Below are 14,271 nucleotides of genomic sequence, written 5' to 3'. Positions count from 1 at the left end.
AAAGCGAAAGAACAGTTGGAATTTGCTCTTTTGAGTGATCCTCAAGGGCAGATGTGCCGTGATTTCGGCGTATTGCAAACGGAAGATCCGAGTGAAAAAATTGCCCGCTCGACTTTTGTTATGGATCAGCAAGGGGTACTTACGCATATTTACCACGGCGTAAAGCCCGCTACTCACATTCAGGAAATACTTAAGGATTTGCAAGCTTAGGAGGATGAAAGTGGAACAAACAGTCGCTCCGGTTGAAATGAAAAAAAGAAAAGATATTGCTTTTTATAATTATGAATATACGACACTGGACAAAGTTACAATCAGTCCGCTGGATCGCGGTTACTACTTCGGCGACGGTGTCTATGAAGTGACGAAAGTACACAATGGTAAATGCTTTGCTCTTTCGTACCACCTTGATCGCCTTTACCGGTCGTTGCGGCTCATGAAAATTCCGGCGACGATCGCGCCGGACGAATTAACGGAGTTGCATGACGTTCTCGTCGAAGAAAGCGGTATCCAAAACGGCTCTGTTTACCTACAGATCACCCGCGGTACCGCACCGCGTGTGCATGCTTTTCCGGAAGGGATTACGCCCAATATTTTGATGTACGTCAACGAAGATAATCCCCACAAAGCGGAATTGGCAAAAAACGGCGCGCATGTTATTACCATTGATGATATCCGCTGGCAGCATTGCGATGTCAAAAGTTTGAACTTAATTCCCAATGTACTGGGAGCGGAAAAAGCGCGTCAAAAGAAATGCGCGGAAGCGTTCCAGTTCCGTGGCGATGAATTAATGGAAGGTACCAGCTCGAACGTTTTCATGGTACGTGACGGTATTTTGTGGACACGTCCCGCGGATGATTTGATTTTGAAAGGTATCACCCGCCAGCTGATCATTACAAAAGTAGCACCGAGTTGCGGCATCACCGTTATTGAGCGTAAAATCGATCGGGAATATCTGGCGAAAGCGGAAGAAGTATTCTATACAAGCACGACCGCCGGCATTATTCCGGTTCTGAAGATTGATAAAGAAACGGTGGGAGACGGCACGATCGGACCGGTCACGAAAGCGTTGCAGGAACGGTATGCAGGTCTGATGGCGGAAGGGCTGCCGTGATTTTTTAAACGAAAATAAAAGCTTTACTTTTCACTTGAATTCAGGTAAACTTAACAAGTGAATTTCGACTTTGCTCGGTTGGCCGAATCTCCGACGGTATACTTGGCAAAGCGCAGATGAAATCAAGGAGGAATTACTATGTTGACTTTGGAACAGAAACAGAAACTTATCGAGGAAAACCGCGTTCACGACACGGACACCGGTTCTCCGGAAGTGCAAATTGCGATTTTGACGGCTCGTATTAACTACCTGACCGATCATTTGAAAGAGCACAAGAAAGATCATCATTCCCGTCGCGGCCTGTTGAAATTGGTTGGTCAGCGTCGCGGTTTGTTGGATTACCTGCGTCGCAAAGATATCGAACGCTATCGTAATCTCTTGGACAAATTGAATTTGCGCAAATAAGAATGAAAAGGAGCGGTTGTGCCGCTTCTTTTTTATTTCATAAAAAAAGGACATTCTTTATAGAAATATTTTATTTTTATGACAATTTACACAGATTAGTTGCGCGATATACATGACTTTGCTAAAATTATTATTAGGTATTAACATGTAGTGATAATTTAACGAAAGGAGTCGCCATGAAATTAGATAGAGACCAGCGACGAGAGAGCATCGTCACCATGTTGCGCGAGCAACCGTTTTTGACGGATGAAGACTTAGCTGACGGCTTGGGCGTTTCGGTGGCGACGATTCGTTTGGACAGAACCGCATTGGATATACCGGAAGTACGTGTGCGGCTACGCAAAGCCGCTGCTAAAAACGCACATTCAGCGGAGCAAAAATCGGTATACGGTAAATTATTGGAATACAATTCCAAACGTTCCGCGTTATCGATGTTGACGGTGACGCCTCATCTGGTCGATGCCACAGGATTTGTACCGGTCCAGACGCTTTACGGGATGGCAACGGCGTTGGGGGACAAAGTGCTGGATTTACCCAGTGCGGTATGCGGCGTCGGAAACATTAAATATAAAGTGCCGGTGCGCGTTGGTGACACGCTTGTTTGGAAACTCACGGTTGTGCGTCAGCGAGGTTCGGAACATTACGTTTGGGCCAAATGTTTACGTGATTGCGCCGAAGTGTTTCGAGCTAAATTTATTTTAAAATCATATTCTGAGGTGCGACTATGAAAGCAATAGCAGTAGATGCAATGGGCGGCGATTACGCGCCCGTGGAAATTGTTCGCGGAGCATTGGATGCCGTTCGATCTTGGCGGATTCCGGTGGTTCTCGTCGGGGATGAGACGCAGATTTTGCCCCTCGTCAAAGCAGCGGGAATGACAAATGATCCGCTGGTAAAAGTTCAGCATGCAAGTCAGGTCATTGGGATGGATGAACATCCGGGGATGGCGTACCGCAAGAAGAAAGATGCTTCGATCGTAGTGGCGGCGAAGCTGGTTAAAGAGGGTCATTGCGGCGCATTGGTTGCGCCCGGTTCGACGGGGGCTGCTGTAACGGCAGGCCTGTTCGGCTTGGGACGTATTAAAGGAATTCGTCGGCCGGCGATCGCAACCCCTTTGCCGACACAGGATGGCGGCACCACGCTTTTGATTGATTCGGGGGCCAGTGCCAATCCCGGAGTCGAAAATTTGTTGCAAAACGCTTTGCTGGGGCACGTGTTTATGCAACGCGTCTATGGTATCGTGGAGCCGCGCGTCGGTTTGCTGAACATCGGTACCGAAGAAATCAAAGGCAGCAATGTCGTTACGGAAGTATATCCTAAGATGCAAGAACAATCGGTTTACCGATTTATCGGCAATGTCGAAGGACGAGATATTCCGAAGCGTGTAGCCGATGTCGTTGTGTGCGACGGCTTTACGGGCAATGTCGTTTTAAAATTTGCGGAAGGCATGGCTACTATGATGATGCATCTTTTAAAAGATGCGGTAATGAAAAACGGTTGGCGCGCCAAATTAGGCGGTTGGCTTTTACGGCCGGCGCTGAAGCAGGCGTTGAAAAAAGTGGATTACGCGGAGTACGGCGGCGCACCGCTTTTGGGTGTCGAAGGCGGTTTGGTAATTTGCCATGGCGCATCCAAGGCAAGGGCGATTCAAAATGCCGTACGACTTGCGTCACATATTGCGGATTCAGAAATGGTAGAACATATCAAAACAGCTTTAGAAACGGTGGATGCAACAAATGAAGAGTAGTACGTTGCGGCAGATCGGAATTTTAGGAACCGGCTCGTATGTGCCGGAACATATTCTTACCAATGCGGATTTAGAAAAAATGGTAGACACGTCAGATGAATGGATTCGGACACGCACGGGGATTCGTGAACGGAGAATTGCCGAACCCGGAACCTCGACGGTCTCGTTAGCGAAAAAAGCGGCAGAAAAAGCAATAGCGGATGCCGGTGTTACTGCAGAGGAAATTGATCTCGTGGTCGTGGCGACATGTACGCAAGATACCATTGCACCTTCGACCGCGTGCGCTTTACAGGATATATTGGGGATTCCCGCGGCGGGCGCATTTGATCTGTCTGCCGGATGCAGCGGTTTCGTGTATGCGACCGCAGTAGCGAGTCAAATGTTGGCTACCGGTTTATATCAGAAGGCTTTGGTTGTCGGCGCAGAAGTGCTGAGCCGTTTTGTGGATTGGACAGATCGAAACACCTGCGTACTTTTCGGCGATGGCGCCGGTGCGGTTGTTTTGGGAGAAGTGGCCACCGGAGGTATTGGCGGAATCGATCTCGGATCGGATGGTTCCGGTCGCGGCGCACTGGGGATTTTCGGCGGACCTTTTCATGGTGATTTGCATCCGGAGCTTGCCGATCAGAAAATGTTCATTCGCATGAATGGTAAAGATGTCTTTAAATTTGCGGTAAAAGTTATTGGCGAATCTACCGGAAGAGCGCTTGCTAAATGTGGGCTTACCTATGATGATGTGGACCTTTTGATTCCGCATCAGGCGAACGAGCGGATCATTCAAGCAGCCGCCAAAAAAATATCCTTGCCCTTAGAACGCATTTTTGAAAATTTGGATCGCTACGGTAATACGTCCAGCGCATCGATTGCAATCGCATTGGATGAAGCGGCGCATGCCGGTCGAATTAAAAGCGGCGATCAGGTCGTCTTAGTAGGATTCGGTGCCGGCTTAACCTGGGCCAGCCTTTGTATGGAATGGCGGTAGCGGAATGAAAACGAAACTGACAGAATTATTGGGAATTGAAGCACCGATTATTCAAGGCGGTATGGCTTGGCTCGGAACTTGGGAATTAGCCTCCGCTGTTTCGGAGGCGGGCGGCCTCGGTGTGATTGGGGCCGGTAATATGCCGGGTGATCTTCTTCGTGAACAGATCCGGCAAGTGAAAGCGCATACGAAGAAACCCTTCGGTGTCAATTTGATGCTGCGTTCACCTTTTGTTGAAGAGTGTGTAGCAGCCGTTTGTGAGGAAAAAGTACCGGTTATTACAACCGGGGCGGGAAATCCGGGGAAGTACATTGAGCGCTTTAAAGCATCCGGTGCCAAAGTCATTCCTGTCGTTTCCGCTGTGGCGTTAGCTAAAAGGTTGGCAAGCGTCGGAGTCGATGCCGTTATTGCAGAAGGACTGGAAAGCGGCGGCCATGTCGGCAAGGTAACTACTTTGGCGTTGGTACCGCAAGTAGTAGATGCAGTAGAACTGCCCGTTATTGCGGCCGGCGGTATTGCCGATGGTCGAGCGTTGATCGCCATGTTGGCATTGGGAGCGGTCGGAGTGCAGATGGGTACACGCTTTGTGGCCAGTGAAGAATGCGTCGCCCATCCGGCATATAAGGAAGCTCTTTTGAAAGCACGGGATCGTTCGACTGTGATTACCGGGCGTACGACGGGACATCCTGTGCGCGTGATCGCCAATGCGCTTTCCCGACAGTATGAAAAATTGGAAAGCATCAACGCGCCGTTAGCGGAAATCGAAGGTCTTGGTGCGGGGAGTTTGCGCCGGGCGGCGATTTTGGGAGATACGAAGACAGGATCGATCATGGTCGGACAAATTGCAGGCTTAGTGAACGATATCAAACCGGTACGTGAAATTATTACTTCGATTATCAAAGAAGCTGCCGTCGTGCAGCAACGTATCAGCGAGGTGAAGGTATGAAAACGGCATTTTTGTTTCCCGGTCAGGGCTCGCAAAAAGTAGGAATGATGCAGGACTTGGCTGCGCAATATGAAAGCGTACGCAACCGTTTTGAAGAAGCGGATGAAGCGCTTGGCTGGAAGCTGAGTGAATTGATTTTTGAAGGTCCGGCAGAAAAATTACAGCAGACTCAGTATACCCAGCCGGCGATTTTGACGGCAAGCGTAGCGGCCTATGATCTGCTCGCACAAGCGGGCATTACCGCAGAATATCTTGCGGGTCATAGCTTGGGAGAATACTCGGCACTTGTGGCGGCGGGCTCCATTTCATTTGTGGATGCGGTACGTACCGTACACGCGCGCGGAAAATTTATGCAGGAAGCCGTGCCGATCGGAGAGGGCGGTATGGCGGCAATCATTCGTCTGGAACGCGAAAAAATTATCACGATTTGCGAAGAACTTTCGGCACAAGGGAAAATCGTGCAAGCCGTGAATTTCAATTGCCCAGGACAAGTAGTCATTGCGGGGACAACAGACGCGGTGGCGGCGGCATGTGAGAAGATGAAAGAAGCGGGCGCGCGTCGCGCGATTCCGTTGCCGGTTTCGGCACCGTTTCACAGCACATTGATGCAACCGGCAGCCGAAAAATTGGCGCAAGTCTTGCATACGATCGAGATCAAAGAGGCGCAAATTCCCGTGATTGCCAATGTGCATGCCCAACCGGTTCATACGAGTGCAGAAATTCGTGAGTCATTAGTCGAACAGGCAGCCCATCCGGTCCTTTGGGAAGACAGCATGCATGTGCTTTTGACTAAAGGTGTGGATACGATGGTAGAAGTGGGTCCGGGCACTGTTTTAAGCGGTTTTATGAAAAAAATTGAGTCTGCCGTGCATCGGGAGCATGTCGAAAATGTGAGCAGCTTAGAGGCTACCTTGGCACATTTTGAGGAGGCACAAAATGACAACTAAAACGGCACTTGTTACCGGCGCATCGCGCGGCATCGGGCGGGCAGTGGCAGTCGCTTTGGCGCAGGCCGGTTATGATGTTGCGATTAATTATTCCAGTAACGTAAGCGCGGCGGAAGAAGTGGCGCAGGCAGTGAAGGCATGCGGTCAAAAAGTTATTTTAGTACAGGGGGATGTTTCCCGAAAAGAGGAAGCGGAACGCATTGTGGCCGAAACGCAAAAAGAATTTTCGCATATCGACGTGCTGGTAAATAACGCCGGCATTACCCGCGACACCCTGGTGCGGCGGATGAAAGAGGCCGACTGGGACGCTGTTTTAAACACCAACTTAAAAGGTGTTTTCTTGATGACGCAGGCCGTTATCGGCGATATGTTTAAGCAACGCCGCGGTGTCATTATTAATATGAGCTCCGTTGTCGGTGTGACGGGTAATATCGGGCAGGCCAATTATGCTGCTGCCAAAGCGGGCGTTATCGGCTTGACGAAAGCGAATGCGAAAGAATTTGCCGCGCGCGGTATTCGTGTAAATGCGATTGCACCCGGGTTTATTCATACCGATATGACCAGCGGATTGCCGGACAAAATCAAAGAAAGTCTGATCAAGCAAATTCCTCTGGGGGCAATGGGAGATCCGGAAGACATTGCCGCCGCGGTACGTTTTCTGGCCTCCGACGAGGCGAAGTACATTACCGGGCAAGTATTGCAAGTCAACGGCGGTATGGCTATGTAGCTGATGCTACCGGGACAGTTTGTCATGGCCCGTTAGATGTAATATAATAAACCAAAACCGGAAAGGTGGTGAAACCATGAACAATACATTTGAAAAGGTACGCGCGATCGTTGTAGAACAGCTGGGTGTGGATGAAGCGGATGTGCAAATCGACTCCACTTTCATTGATGATCTTGGCGCGGATTCTTTGGATATCGTTGAATTGATTATGGCGTTTGAAGAAGAATTTGAAATTGAAATCCCTGATGATGTAGCCGAAAAAATCAAAACCGTTAAAGATACGGTCGACTACATTGACAAGAATATTGCGTAATCGAGGTCGAAACCGGGAAGCGCTCGCCTCCCGGTTTTCCTGTTTATGTTTTTATCATAAGATTAGCTGTCGTGTCGATTAGAATAGCACAACAGCTTTATAATAGCAGTATGCATGCCATTGTGGCGAAGTGCTACAATAAAATATGTAAAGCACTTACGCAGGCGTGACTGATTATAGGTAATGAAACTGGACGAGGTGGAAAATATGCGCAAGCGCGTAGCAGTAACAGGTCTTGGTATTATTTCTCCGGTTGGCATCGGTAAAGAGACCGTATGGAAAAATTTATTGGCAGGAAAGTCGGGTATTAAACGAATCACTGCGTTTGATACAACGGATTTCGCAGTGCGCATTGCCGGCGAAGTCGAAGGTTTTACCGCGACCGATTATATGGACCGTAAAGAAGCGCGTCATATGGATCGATTTGCTCATTTTGGTGTGGCCGCGGCCAAAATGGCAGTGGAAGACGCCAAGATTGATTGGAACGCGTTGGACCATGATCGGATCGGGGCGGTGGTCGGCACCGGTATCGGTGGTATCACCACGATCGAAGAAGCGGCGGATCGTCTTGCGAACAGGGGGCCTTCCCGCGTCAGTCCGTTTGCGATTCCGATGATGATTGCCAACATGGCGGCCGGTCAAATTTCCATTGCACTGGATGTACGCGGTCCGGTCATTACGGATGTGACGGCCTGCGCATCGGGGACAAATGCGATTGGTGATGCGCTGCGCATGATTCGTTACGGTGATGCGGATATTGTCATTGCAGGCGGTGCCGAAGCGGCCATCAGTCCGTTGCCGTTCGCCGGTTTTATCGCAATGAAAGCGCTCTCCACGTTTGACGGTGAGCCGGAGGAAGCATCGCGTCCGTTTGATGCAACACGTGACGGTTTCGTTTTCGGTGAAGGCGCGGCCATGCTCGTACTGGAAGAATGGGACCATGCGGTCGAACGCGGCGCGCATATTTATGCGGAATTGTGCGGCTATGGGTCGAATGGTGATGCGTACCATATTACGGCACCGGCTCCGGAAGGTTGCCAAGCCCAAAAGTGCATGGAAAGAGCATTGCAGGATGCGCAATTAACTGTTCAGGATATTGATTATATCAATGCGCACGGAACGGCTACGCCGCTCAATGATAAAAATGAAACGCACGCTATCCGCGCATTGTTTGGTGCGGAAGCAGATCGCTTGGTGGTGAACTCTACCAAATCAATGACCGGCCATTTGCTCGGCGCGGCCGGTGCTGTAGAAGCGGTCGTTATGGCGCTTTCAATTGAAAATGACGAAGTTCATCCGACGATCAACTTGAAACATCCGGATCCGGATTGTGATTTGGACTATGTGACGGAAGGCGCGCGCAAAGTGAAAGTACGTGCGGCCATGTCAAACTCATTCGGCTTCGGTGGGCAAAATGCGGTTATTATAATGCGCAAACCGGAAGGAAATGACTGATGACTCCATCGGAAGTGCGGCGTAAACAGATTCAGGATTTTGCCGCTGCGCATCATATCCCGGTGCGAGATCATTCCCTTCTGAGTACGGCTCTGACGCATACATCCTATGCGAATGAACATCGGCAGCAGGGCATACACGATAATGAGCGGCTCGAGTTTTTAGGTGATGCCGTGCTGGACTTGGTGATTGGGGAATATCTTTTTCGTAAATATCCGGCTTGGCCCGAAGGAGATTTGACACGGGCCAAAGCGAGCGCCGTTTGCGAGCCTGCTTTGGCTTCTTGCGCCCGTAAATTTCACTTGGGTGAAACCTTGCGACTGGGTAAAGGAGAAGAACACACCGGGGGACGACAAAGGGCATCGATTCTGGCGGATGCATTTGAAGCGGTAGTTGGCGCGATTTATCTTGATACATCATACGAAACGGCCGCGGAATTTATCATGGAGCATTTGAAACCGTACCTGGATCTGATTGACAGTGGCGATTACACGCGCGACTATAAAACGGAATTGCAGGAATTTTTGCAGCAGGATGGAGATGTGGATCTCCGTTATAATTTGCTGCGTGATGAAGGTCCGGATCATGATAAAACGTTTTATATGGAAGTGGAATTAAATGGCGAGGCAGTCGCCTCCGGCGTAGGAAAAAGCAAAAAAGCGGCAGCGCAACAAGCAGCGCAAGCCGCATTGCAAAAGTTACAGGCAAATGGAGGAGCGCGGTCATGACCGCGCCTTTTTTATAATGAGAGAAGCGATTATTCCCATCTTTATTCCGCATGACGGCTGTCCGTATCGTTGCAGTTTTTGCAACCAGTGGAAATTGACGGCACAGACAGATCGTACTACGCCGGCTATGGTCGCGAAAACGATTGCGGAATATCTTGCTTCGACGACGCGACCGTACCGCTGGCAAGTGGCGTTCTACGGCGGCTCTTTTACCGCGCTCAGTGAAGAGCGGCAGCGGGCACTGATCGCGCCGGCCAAATATGCATGGGAAAAAGGTGATGTTTCTGCATTGCGCCTTTCTACGCGACCGGACTGTATTAGTGTTGAAAATACAGCTTTTTTATATGCGCATGGCGTACGTACGGTAGAGCTCGGTGTGCAAAGTTTAGATGACAACGTTTTATGGCAGGCCCGTCGCGGCCATCGCAGTGCGGTGGTAGCAAAAGCAATAGAAATTCTTCGCAGGGGCGGTATGCAGGTAGGAATACAACTTTTGCCCGGTCTTTACGGCGAAACCTTTGCGACATTGCGCAAGACCATTCGGGCAACGGTCGCTCTGACCCCCGATTTTGTACGAATTTATCCGGCGTTAGTGCTGCGTGATACATTACTGGAACGGCAATATCGCAACGGTGATTATCAGCCTTTAACGCTTGCACAGGCGATCTTGGTGGGTGCATGGTGGAGACGTTATCTGGCAAAGCATAATATTCCTGTCATTCGGATCGGTTTGCAGGCGACGCAAGATCTGGATTCGCATGCTGCGTATGTCGCGGGACCGTACCATCCGGCGTTGGGAGAGTTGGCCATCGCGCGATCGTATGCGCAGGAACTTAAAAAAGGTTTCCGACAGGCGCGTGGGCCGGTGACAATCACTTACTCAACACGTGACGCCAGTAAAGTGCGCGGACATAAAAATGCCAATGTCAAAAAATATCAAGAAAAATACGCCGGTCCGATTACTTGGCGTGAATCTGTTGACATGCCACCGGGGGCAGTCTGCTTTACCACCTCAACGAAAACTTATCAAAAGCGCTTGGAATCGCTATTGTATTGTCAGTGAGAAGATGCTAAAAGCACATTTTAGAGATGTGCTATAATAAAAAAACAACTTTAAAATGAACGCATTGAGGTATATATGAAGAAAATAATCAGTATTTCAATACTGTTTGTTCTACTCGTCGCAGGAGGCGCTCTGCTTTACGGTAAAAATCCGTTGCTACAAAGCAAACCTGTAACGGTACGGATCGAGGCGGCGCAAACGGGAGCGGAAATAGCCCAAATCCTTGCAGATAAAAATATCATTTGGAATCCGCATATCTTTCGTGCCGCACTATACTTGAGCGGGAACGCCGATAAGCTCCAAGAAGGGCATTACGATCTTATGACGAATATGTCGATGCCGGCCGTAATCGCCGCCTTGCGTGACGGACGACCCGCCGCTCGGCAGGTGGTGATTCCGGAAGGATTTACCGTGACGCAAATTGCGAAGCGACTGGATCGGTTGGGTATCGCTAAGAAACATGATTTCTTAGCGGCGGCGAAGGTTTATAGTTTGCCTGCAGATATGCAGAGCACACGAGCTACCGACTATCCGGTAGAAGGATTTTTGTTTCCTTCTACATATGATGTTCCGGACGGTGCATCGGTCAATGATATCATCGCGCACATGAATCGAGAAATGCAAAAGCAACTGACACCCGAATTGCGGCAAGAAATTGCTGCGCAGGGATTCAGTCTGCATGACTTCATCACATTGGCGTCCCTGGTGGAAAAGGAGGCCATGTATGAGGATGATCGCTATACGATTGCCGCAGTGTTCAAGAAACGCTTGGCGATCGGTATGCCTCTCCAATCTTGCGCAAGTATCCAGTATATTTTAGGAGAACCGAAACCAGTTTTAAGTATTGCCGATACGCAAATTCCTTCGCCGTATAATACCTATTTGCATAAGGGATTGCCGCCTGGACCGGTGGCGGCCCCCGGCAAAGCGGCGATGGATGCGGTATTACATGCACCGACTACCGAATATTTATATTTTGTGGCGGACGCTAAAGGATATCACCATTTTGCCAAGACATATGAAGAACATGAAGCCAATATCGACCGATATGCCGCATCTCAATAATGAAGTCACAGCTTTGCGCCGCTATGGAGACGATATTCGCATACCGCAAATTCGTAAGAGCGAAGAAAACTTATTTCGTTCGGCTGTACTCGCGGCGGCTCCGCGTCGGATTTTAGAAATCGGCACGGGGATCGGTTACTCGGCACTTTTGATGGCGACGCTATTGCCGCAGGCGGAGATCGTTACTATTGAGCCGTTTGCTCCGCGGTATCGGGAAGCAAGGAAACGAATGCGACAAGCAGGCGTAGAGAATCGAGTGACGGTGGTGTCGGCGACTGCGGAAGAGGCGTTGCGGGAAATCAAAGGACCGTTTGATCTGCTGTACCTTGACGGGTCCAAAGGTCACTACTTGGAGCATTTGCGTTTAGCGGAACCGCTCTTGCAAAAAAATGCGACTATTTTAGCGGATAACGTTTTATTTCGCGGTTATGTATGTGCTGACGATAGCGATGTACCGCGGCGCATGCGAACGATTGCACACCGCATGCGCGCTTTTCTCGCGTATGTAAAAGATCCGCGTTATTTTACGACGAGCATATATGAAACGGGGGACGGTTTTGCCGTCGCCCGACGAAAGGGATAGAAGCATAGTATGAAACCATTGGAACTGCTGGCACCGGCCGGCAATTTGGAAAAGCTTAAATTCGCTATTGAATATGGAGCCGATGCCGTATACTTAGGCGGTAAGGCATTCGGTTTGCGCGCATATGGCGGTAATTTTGATACTGCTGAAATGGCGGAAGGTATTCAATTTGCCCATGAACGCGGCAAAAAAGTCTATGTCACGGTGAACATCATGGCGCATAACCGGGATTTGCCGGAATTACCTGACTATTTGAAAAGCTTGGATCAGCTCGGAGTGGATGCGTTGATCATTTCCGATCCGGGAGTTTTTGTCTTGGCGAAAGAATATGCGCCGCATACAGAACTACATGTTTCTACGCAGGCAAATACTACGAACTGGTCGGCGGCGCGTTTCTGGCAGCAGCAGGGAGCGAGTCGCATTGTACTGGCGAGAGAGCTGTCCCTTGATGAAACGAAGGAAATTCACGAAAAAACAGGAGTTGAAATCGAAAGTTTTGTGCACGGCGCGATGTGCATTTCCTATTCGGGGCGATGCCTTTTGAGCAACTATTTTTCAGAAACGCGTGATTCCAATCGCGGCGAATGCATTCAGGCGTGCCGCTATAAATATCGTGTAGTGGAAGAAGCACGACCGGGCGAATATTGGCCCGTCGAAGAAGACGAACGCGGAACGTACATTTTTAATTCCAAAGACTTGTGCTTATTGCCGCTGATCCCGAAGATGGTGGAAGCAGGGATCACCAGCTTCAAAATCGAGGGTCGCATGAAAAGCGCTCATTATGTTGCCACTGTAACCGGCGTTTATCGAAGCGCGCTGGATGCGTATTTGCGGGAGGGCGACGACTACTACGTACGTCCGGAGTGGTATCAGGAATTGGAAAAAATTTCACATCGACCGTATACCACCGGTTTTGCTGTGGGAAGGCCAAGCGAGCAGGATCAAATTTACGGCAGCTCAAGTAACGTGCAAAGCCATGAGTTTATCGGCTTGGTTTTGGAATACAATGAGGCAACCAAAACGGCTCTCATCGAGCAGCGCAACCATTTCGCGGTCGGTGAACTCGTTGAGTTTCGCACGCCGGAAGGAAACGTATTTACGCAGAAAATCGAACAGATGACCGACGGGGAAGGGGAAGCCATTTCCCGAGCGCCACATCCGCGTATGCTGGTACGTTTGCCGATGCAGCAAGCGGTTACTAAACACAGCCTGATGCGGAGACAAATTCATGCATGAGGGCGAAGTGTACTTTCAAACAGAACGGCGCTACATTACGTATGTTGTACGCATTTTGGAAGGGTATGAATATTTAGGCGTGGTGACGACCATCGATCCCCAACTGGGGATCGCTCGTGTCCGCGCGACCGAGGATACTAAAGCGGACGTTTGCGCCGTTTTGCAATCGCTTGCAATTCCGCTTCAGATCGCAGAAAGCCCTGAAGATTTTGTCAAAAAAGAGTAGCCAAAACGCAAAAACTGTGTTAAACTATGAAAGTCAGCAAAACAGAGGAGCAAGGAAAGAAGCACTTGACAAGACCCGGCCACATCAGTATAATTAACTTTGTTATGACGCATGCTGGCGTAGCTCAATCGGTAGAGCAACTGATTTGTAATCAGTAGGTTGTGGGTTCAAGTCCTATCGCCAGCTCCAGCATTACATGGAGGGATTCCCGAGCGGCCAAAGGGAGCAGACTGTAAATCTGCCGGCTATTGCCTTCGAAGGTTCGAATCCTTCTCCCTCCACCATTGAACATCGCGGGGTGGAGCAGTTGGTAGCTCGTCGGGCTCATAACCCGAAGGTCGTAGGTTCAAATCCTACCCCCGCAACCAAGTCATCTAATTCCTTTCAGATAAATTGCCAAAGGATAAGCTGATGTAGCTCAGTCGGTAGAGCGTATCCTTGGTAAGGATAAGGTCACCGGTTCAATCCCGGTCATCAGCTCCAGCATGGCGGCGTAGCTCAGTTGGCTAGAGCATGCGGTTCATACCCGCAGTGTCCGGGGTTCAAATCCCTGCGCCGCCACCATTATGCCTCTATAAAGAGGTATTTTTTATTGTATAAAATTGGCAAACTCTTGCCGTTATTGCTTTTTTGGGTTAAAATATGAATAGCTATTTTTTATTCAAAGGAGGAAATTACCCCTATGGCAAAAGCACATTTTGAACGCAGCAAACCGCACGTTAATATTGGTACCATCG

Annotated in this window: 17 protein-coding genes and 5 tRNA genes; all 22 read left to right on the top strand. The window is 49.6% G+C overall.

Annotation, left to right across the window (positions count from 1 at the left end):
- Positions 1–210 (top strand): redoxin domain-containing protein (locus tag RDN69_RS04025; RefSeq protein ID WP_288218278.1); only part of this gene is annotated, 210 nt, incomplete at its 5' end.
- Between the two features lie 10 nt (positions 211–220).
- Entirely contained in the window at positions 221–1,111 is an 891-nt protein-coding gene (gene dat, locus RDN69_RS04020) for a D-amino-acid transaminase (protein ID WP_024049264.1), read from the top strand.
- A 138-nt stretch (positions 1,112–1,249) separates the two neighbouring features.
- On the top strand, positions 1,250–1,516 hold the full coding sequence (rpsO, locus tag RDN69_RS04015; RefSeq protein ID WP_024049263.1) for a 30S ribosomal protein S15: 267 nt from the start codon (positions 1,250–1,252) through the stop codon (positions 1,514–1,516).
- 176 nt (positions 1,517–1,692) lie between these two features.
- Complete coding sequence (locus RDN69_RS04010; RefSeq protein WP_273260793.1) at positions 1,693–2,244, top strand: DeoR family transcriptional regulator; 552 nt, start codon at positions 1,693–1,695, stop codon at positions 2,242–2,244.
- The gene (gene plsX / locus RDN69_RS04005) at positions 2,241–3,263 is read left to right on the top strand and encodes a phosphate acyltransferase PlsX (protein ID WP_273260795.1); all 1,023 of its coding nucleotides are present in this window, start codon (positions 2,241–2,243) and stop codon (positions 3,261–3,263) included. The genes RDN69_RS04010 and plsX overlap by 4 nt, the downstream gene beginning before the upstream one ends.
- Positions 3,253–4,245, top strand: a complete 993-nt coding sequence (locus tag RDN69_RS04000; RefSeq protein WP_024049260.1) for a beta-ketoacyl-ACP synthase III — start codon at positions 3,253–3,255, stop codon at positions 4,243–4,245. Before plsX ends, RDN69_RS04000 begins: the two co-directional genes overlap by 11 nt.
- Positions 4,246–4,249: 4 nt before the next feature.
- Positions 4,250–5,191: an enoyl-[acyl-carrier-protein] reductase FabK gene (fabK, locus tag RDN69_RS03995; RefSeq protein ID WP_024049259.1), complete on the top strand. Its 942-nt coding sequence runs from the start codon at positions 4,250–4,252 to the stop codon at positions 5,189–5,191.
- Entirely contained in the window at positions 5,188–6,138 is a 951-nt protein-coding gene (gene fabD / locus RDN69_RS03990; protein ID WP_024049258.1) for an ACP S-malonyltransferase, read from the top strand. Before fabK ends, fabD begins: the two co-directional genes overlap by 4 nt.
- Positions 6,128–6,865 carry a 3-oxoacyl-[acyl-carrier-protein] reductase gene (gene fabG / locus RDN69_RS03985; protein WP_024049257.1) on the top strand — a complete coding sequence of 246 codons (738 nt, stop codon included), beginning with the start codon at positions 6,128–6,130 and terminating at the stop codon, positions 6,863–6,865. Before fabD ends, fabG begins: the two co-directional genes overlap by 11 nt.
- 76 nt (positions 6,866–6,941) lie before the next feature.
- Entirely contained in the window at positions 6,942–7,178 is a 237-nt protein-coding gene (locus RDN69_RS03980; RefSeq protein ID WP_024049256.1) for an acyl carrier protein, read from the top strand.
- Positions 7,179–7,385: 207 nt separating this feature from the next.
- Positions 7,386–8,633, top strand: a complete 1,248-nt coding sequence (gene fabF, locus RDN69_RS03975) for a beta-ketoacyl-ACP synthase II (RefSeq protein ID WP_024049255.1) — start codon at positions 7,386–7,388, stop codon at positions 8,631–8,633.
- The gene (rnc, locus tag RDN69_RS03970) at positions 8,633–9,361 is read left to right on the top strand and encodes a ribonuclease III (protein ID WP_273260803.1); all 729 of its coding nucleotides are present in this window, start codon (positions 8,633–8,635) and stop codon (positions 9,359–9,361) included. The genes fabF and rnc overlap by 1 nt, the downstream gene beginning before the upstream one ends.
- A 16-nt stretch (positions 9,362–9,377) precedes the next feature.
- The gene (locus RDN69_RS03965) at positions 9,378–10,424 is read left to right on the top strand and encodes an elongator complex protein 3 (protein ID WP_273260805.1); all 1,047 of its coding nucleotides are present in this window, start codon (positions 9,378–9,380) and stop codon (positions 10,422–10,424) included.
- Positions 10,425–10,499: 75 nt separating this feature from the next.
- A complete protein-coding gene (gene mltG / locus RDN69_RS03960) occupies positions 10,500–11,489 on the top strand; it encodes an endolytic transglycosylase MltG (RefSeq protein WP_024049252.1) in 990 nt (329 codons plus the stop codon).
- Positions 11,452–12,072, top strand: coding sequence for an O-methyltransferase (locus RDN69_RS03955; protein WP_273260808.1), 621 nt, complete (start codon positions 11,452–11,454; stop codon positions 12,070–12,072). The genes mltG and RDN69_RS03955 overlap by 38 nt, the downstream gene beginning before the upstream one ends.
- 9 nt (positions 12,073–12,081) lie before the next feature.
- On the top strand, positions 12,082–13,308 hold the full coding sequence (locus RDN69_RS03950; RefSeq protein WP_273260810.1) for a U32 family peptidase: 1,227 nt from the start codon (positions 12,082–12,084) through the stop codon (positions 13,306–13,308).
- Positions 13,301–13,534: a DUF4911 domain-containing protein gene (locus RDN69_RS03945; RefSeq protein WP_024049249.1), complete on the top strand. Its 234-nt coding sequence runs from the start codon at positions 13,301–13,303 to the stop codon at positions 13,532–13,534. Before RDN69_RS03950 ends, RDN69_RS03945 begins: the two co-directional genes overlap by 8 nt.
- Positions 13,535–13,647: 113 nt before the next feature.
- Positions 13,648–13,723 (top strand) — tRNA-Thr (locus RDN69_RS03940).
- A gap of 9 nt (positions 13,724–13,732) precedes the next feature.
- Positions 13,733–13,818, top strand: a tRNA-Tyr gene (locus tag RDN69_RS03935).
- Positions 13,819–13,826: 8 nt separating this feature from the next.
- A tRNA-Met gene (locus RDN69_RS03930) sits at positions 13,827–13,902 on the top strand.
- A gap of 39 nt (positions 13,903–13,941) precedes the next feature.
- Positions 13,942–14,017: transfer RNA gene (locus tag RDN69_RS03925), tRNA-Thr, on the top strand.
- Positions 14,018–14,021: 4 nt separating this feature from the next.
- Positions 14,022–14,098, top strand: a tRNA-Met gene (locus RDN69_RS03920).
- Positions 14,099–14,271: the final 173 nt, after the last annotated feature.

Source organism: uncultured Negativicoccus sp., from assembly GCF_902480485.1.
Lineage (GTDB): Bacteria > Bacillota > Negativicutes > Veillonellales > Negativicoccaceae > Negativicoccus > Negativicoccus succinicivorans.
The sequence above is the reverse complement of the archived record's forward strand: the minus strand, read 5'-3'. Positions and strand labels throughout refer to the sequence as shown.

Bases quoted from the DNA above. Each gene is read 5' to 3' on its own strand.
- rnc (WP_273260803.1), top strand. From the start codon at position 8,633: ATGACTCCATCGGAAGTGCGGCGTAAACAGATTCAGGATTTTGCCGCT.
- fabF (WP_024049255.1), top strand. From the start codon at position 7,386: ATGCGCAAGCGCGTAGCAGTAACAGGTCTTGGTATTATTTCTCCGGTT.
- RDN69_RS03965 (WP_273260805.1), top strand. From the start codon at position 9,378: ATGAGAGAAGCGATTATTCCCATCTTTATTCCGCATGACGGCTGTCCG.
- fabG (WP_024049257.1), top strand. From the start codon at position 6,128: ATGACAACTAAAACGGCACTTGTTACCGGCGCATCGCGCGGCATCGGG.
- RDN69_RS03955 (WP_273260808.1), top strand. From the start codon at position 11,452: ATGAAGCCAATATCGACCGATATGCCGCATCTCAATAATGAAGTCACA.
- RDN69_RS03950 (WP_273260810.1), top strand. From the start codon at position 12,082: ATGAAACCATTGGAACTGCTGGCACCGGCCGGCAATTTGGAAAAGCTT.
- rpsO (WP_024049263.1), top strand. From the start codon at position 1,250: ATGTTGACTTTGGAACAGAAACAGAAACTTATCGAGGAAAACCGCGTT.
- RDN69_RS03945 (WP_024049249.1), top strand. From the start codon at position 13,301: ATGCATGAGGGCGAAGTGTACTTTCAAACAGAACGGCGCTACATTACG.
- RDN69_RS04000 (WP_024049260.1), top strand. From the start codon at position 3,253: ATGAAGAGTAGTACGTTGCGGCAGATCGGAATTTTAGGAACCGGCTCG.
- RDN69_RS04010 (WP_273260793.1), top strand. From the start codon at position 1,693: ATGAAATTAGATAGAGACCAGCGACGAGAGAGCATCGTCACCATGTTG.
- fabK (WP_024049259.1), top strand. From the start codon at position 4,250: ATGAAAACGAAACTGACAGAATTATTGGGAATTGAAGCACCGATTATT.
- RDN69_RS03980 (WP_024049256.1), top strand. From the start codon at position 6,942: ATGAACAATACATTTGAAAAGGTACGCGCGATCGTTGTAGAACAGCTG.
- fabD (WP_024049258.1), top strand. From the start codon at position 5,188: ATGAAAACGGCATTTTTGTTTCCCGGTCAGGGCTCGCAAAAAGTAGGA.
- plsX (WP_273260795.1), top strand. From the start codon at position 2,241: ATGAAAGCAATAGCAGTAGATGCAATGGGCGGCGATTACGCGCCCGTG.
- mltG (WP_024049252.1), top strand. From the start codon at position 10,500: ATGAAGAAAATAATCAGTATTTCAATACTGTTTGTTCTACTCGTCGCA.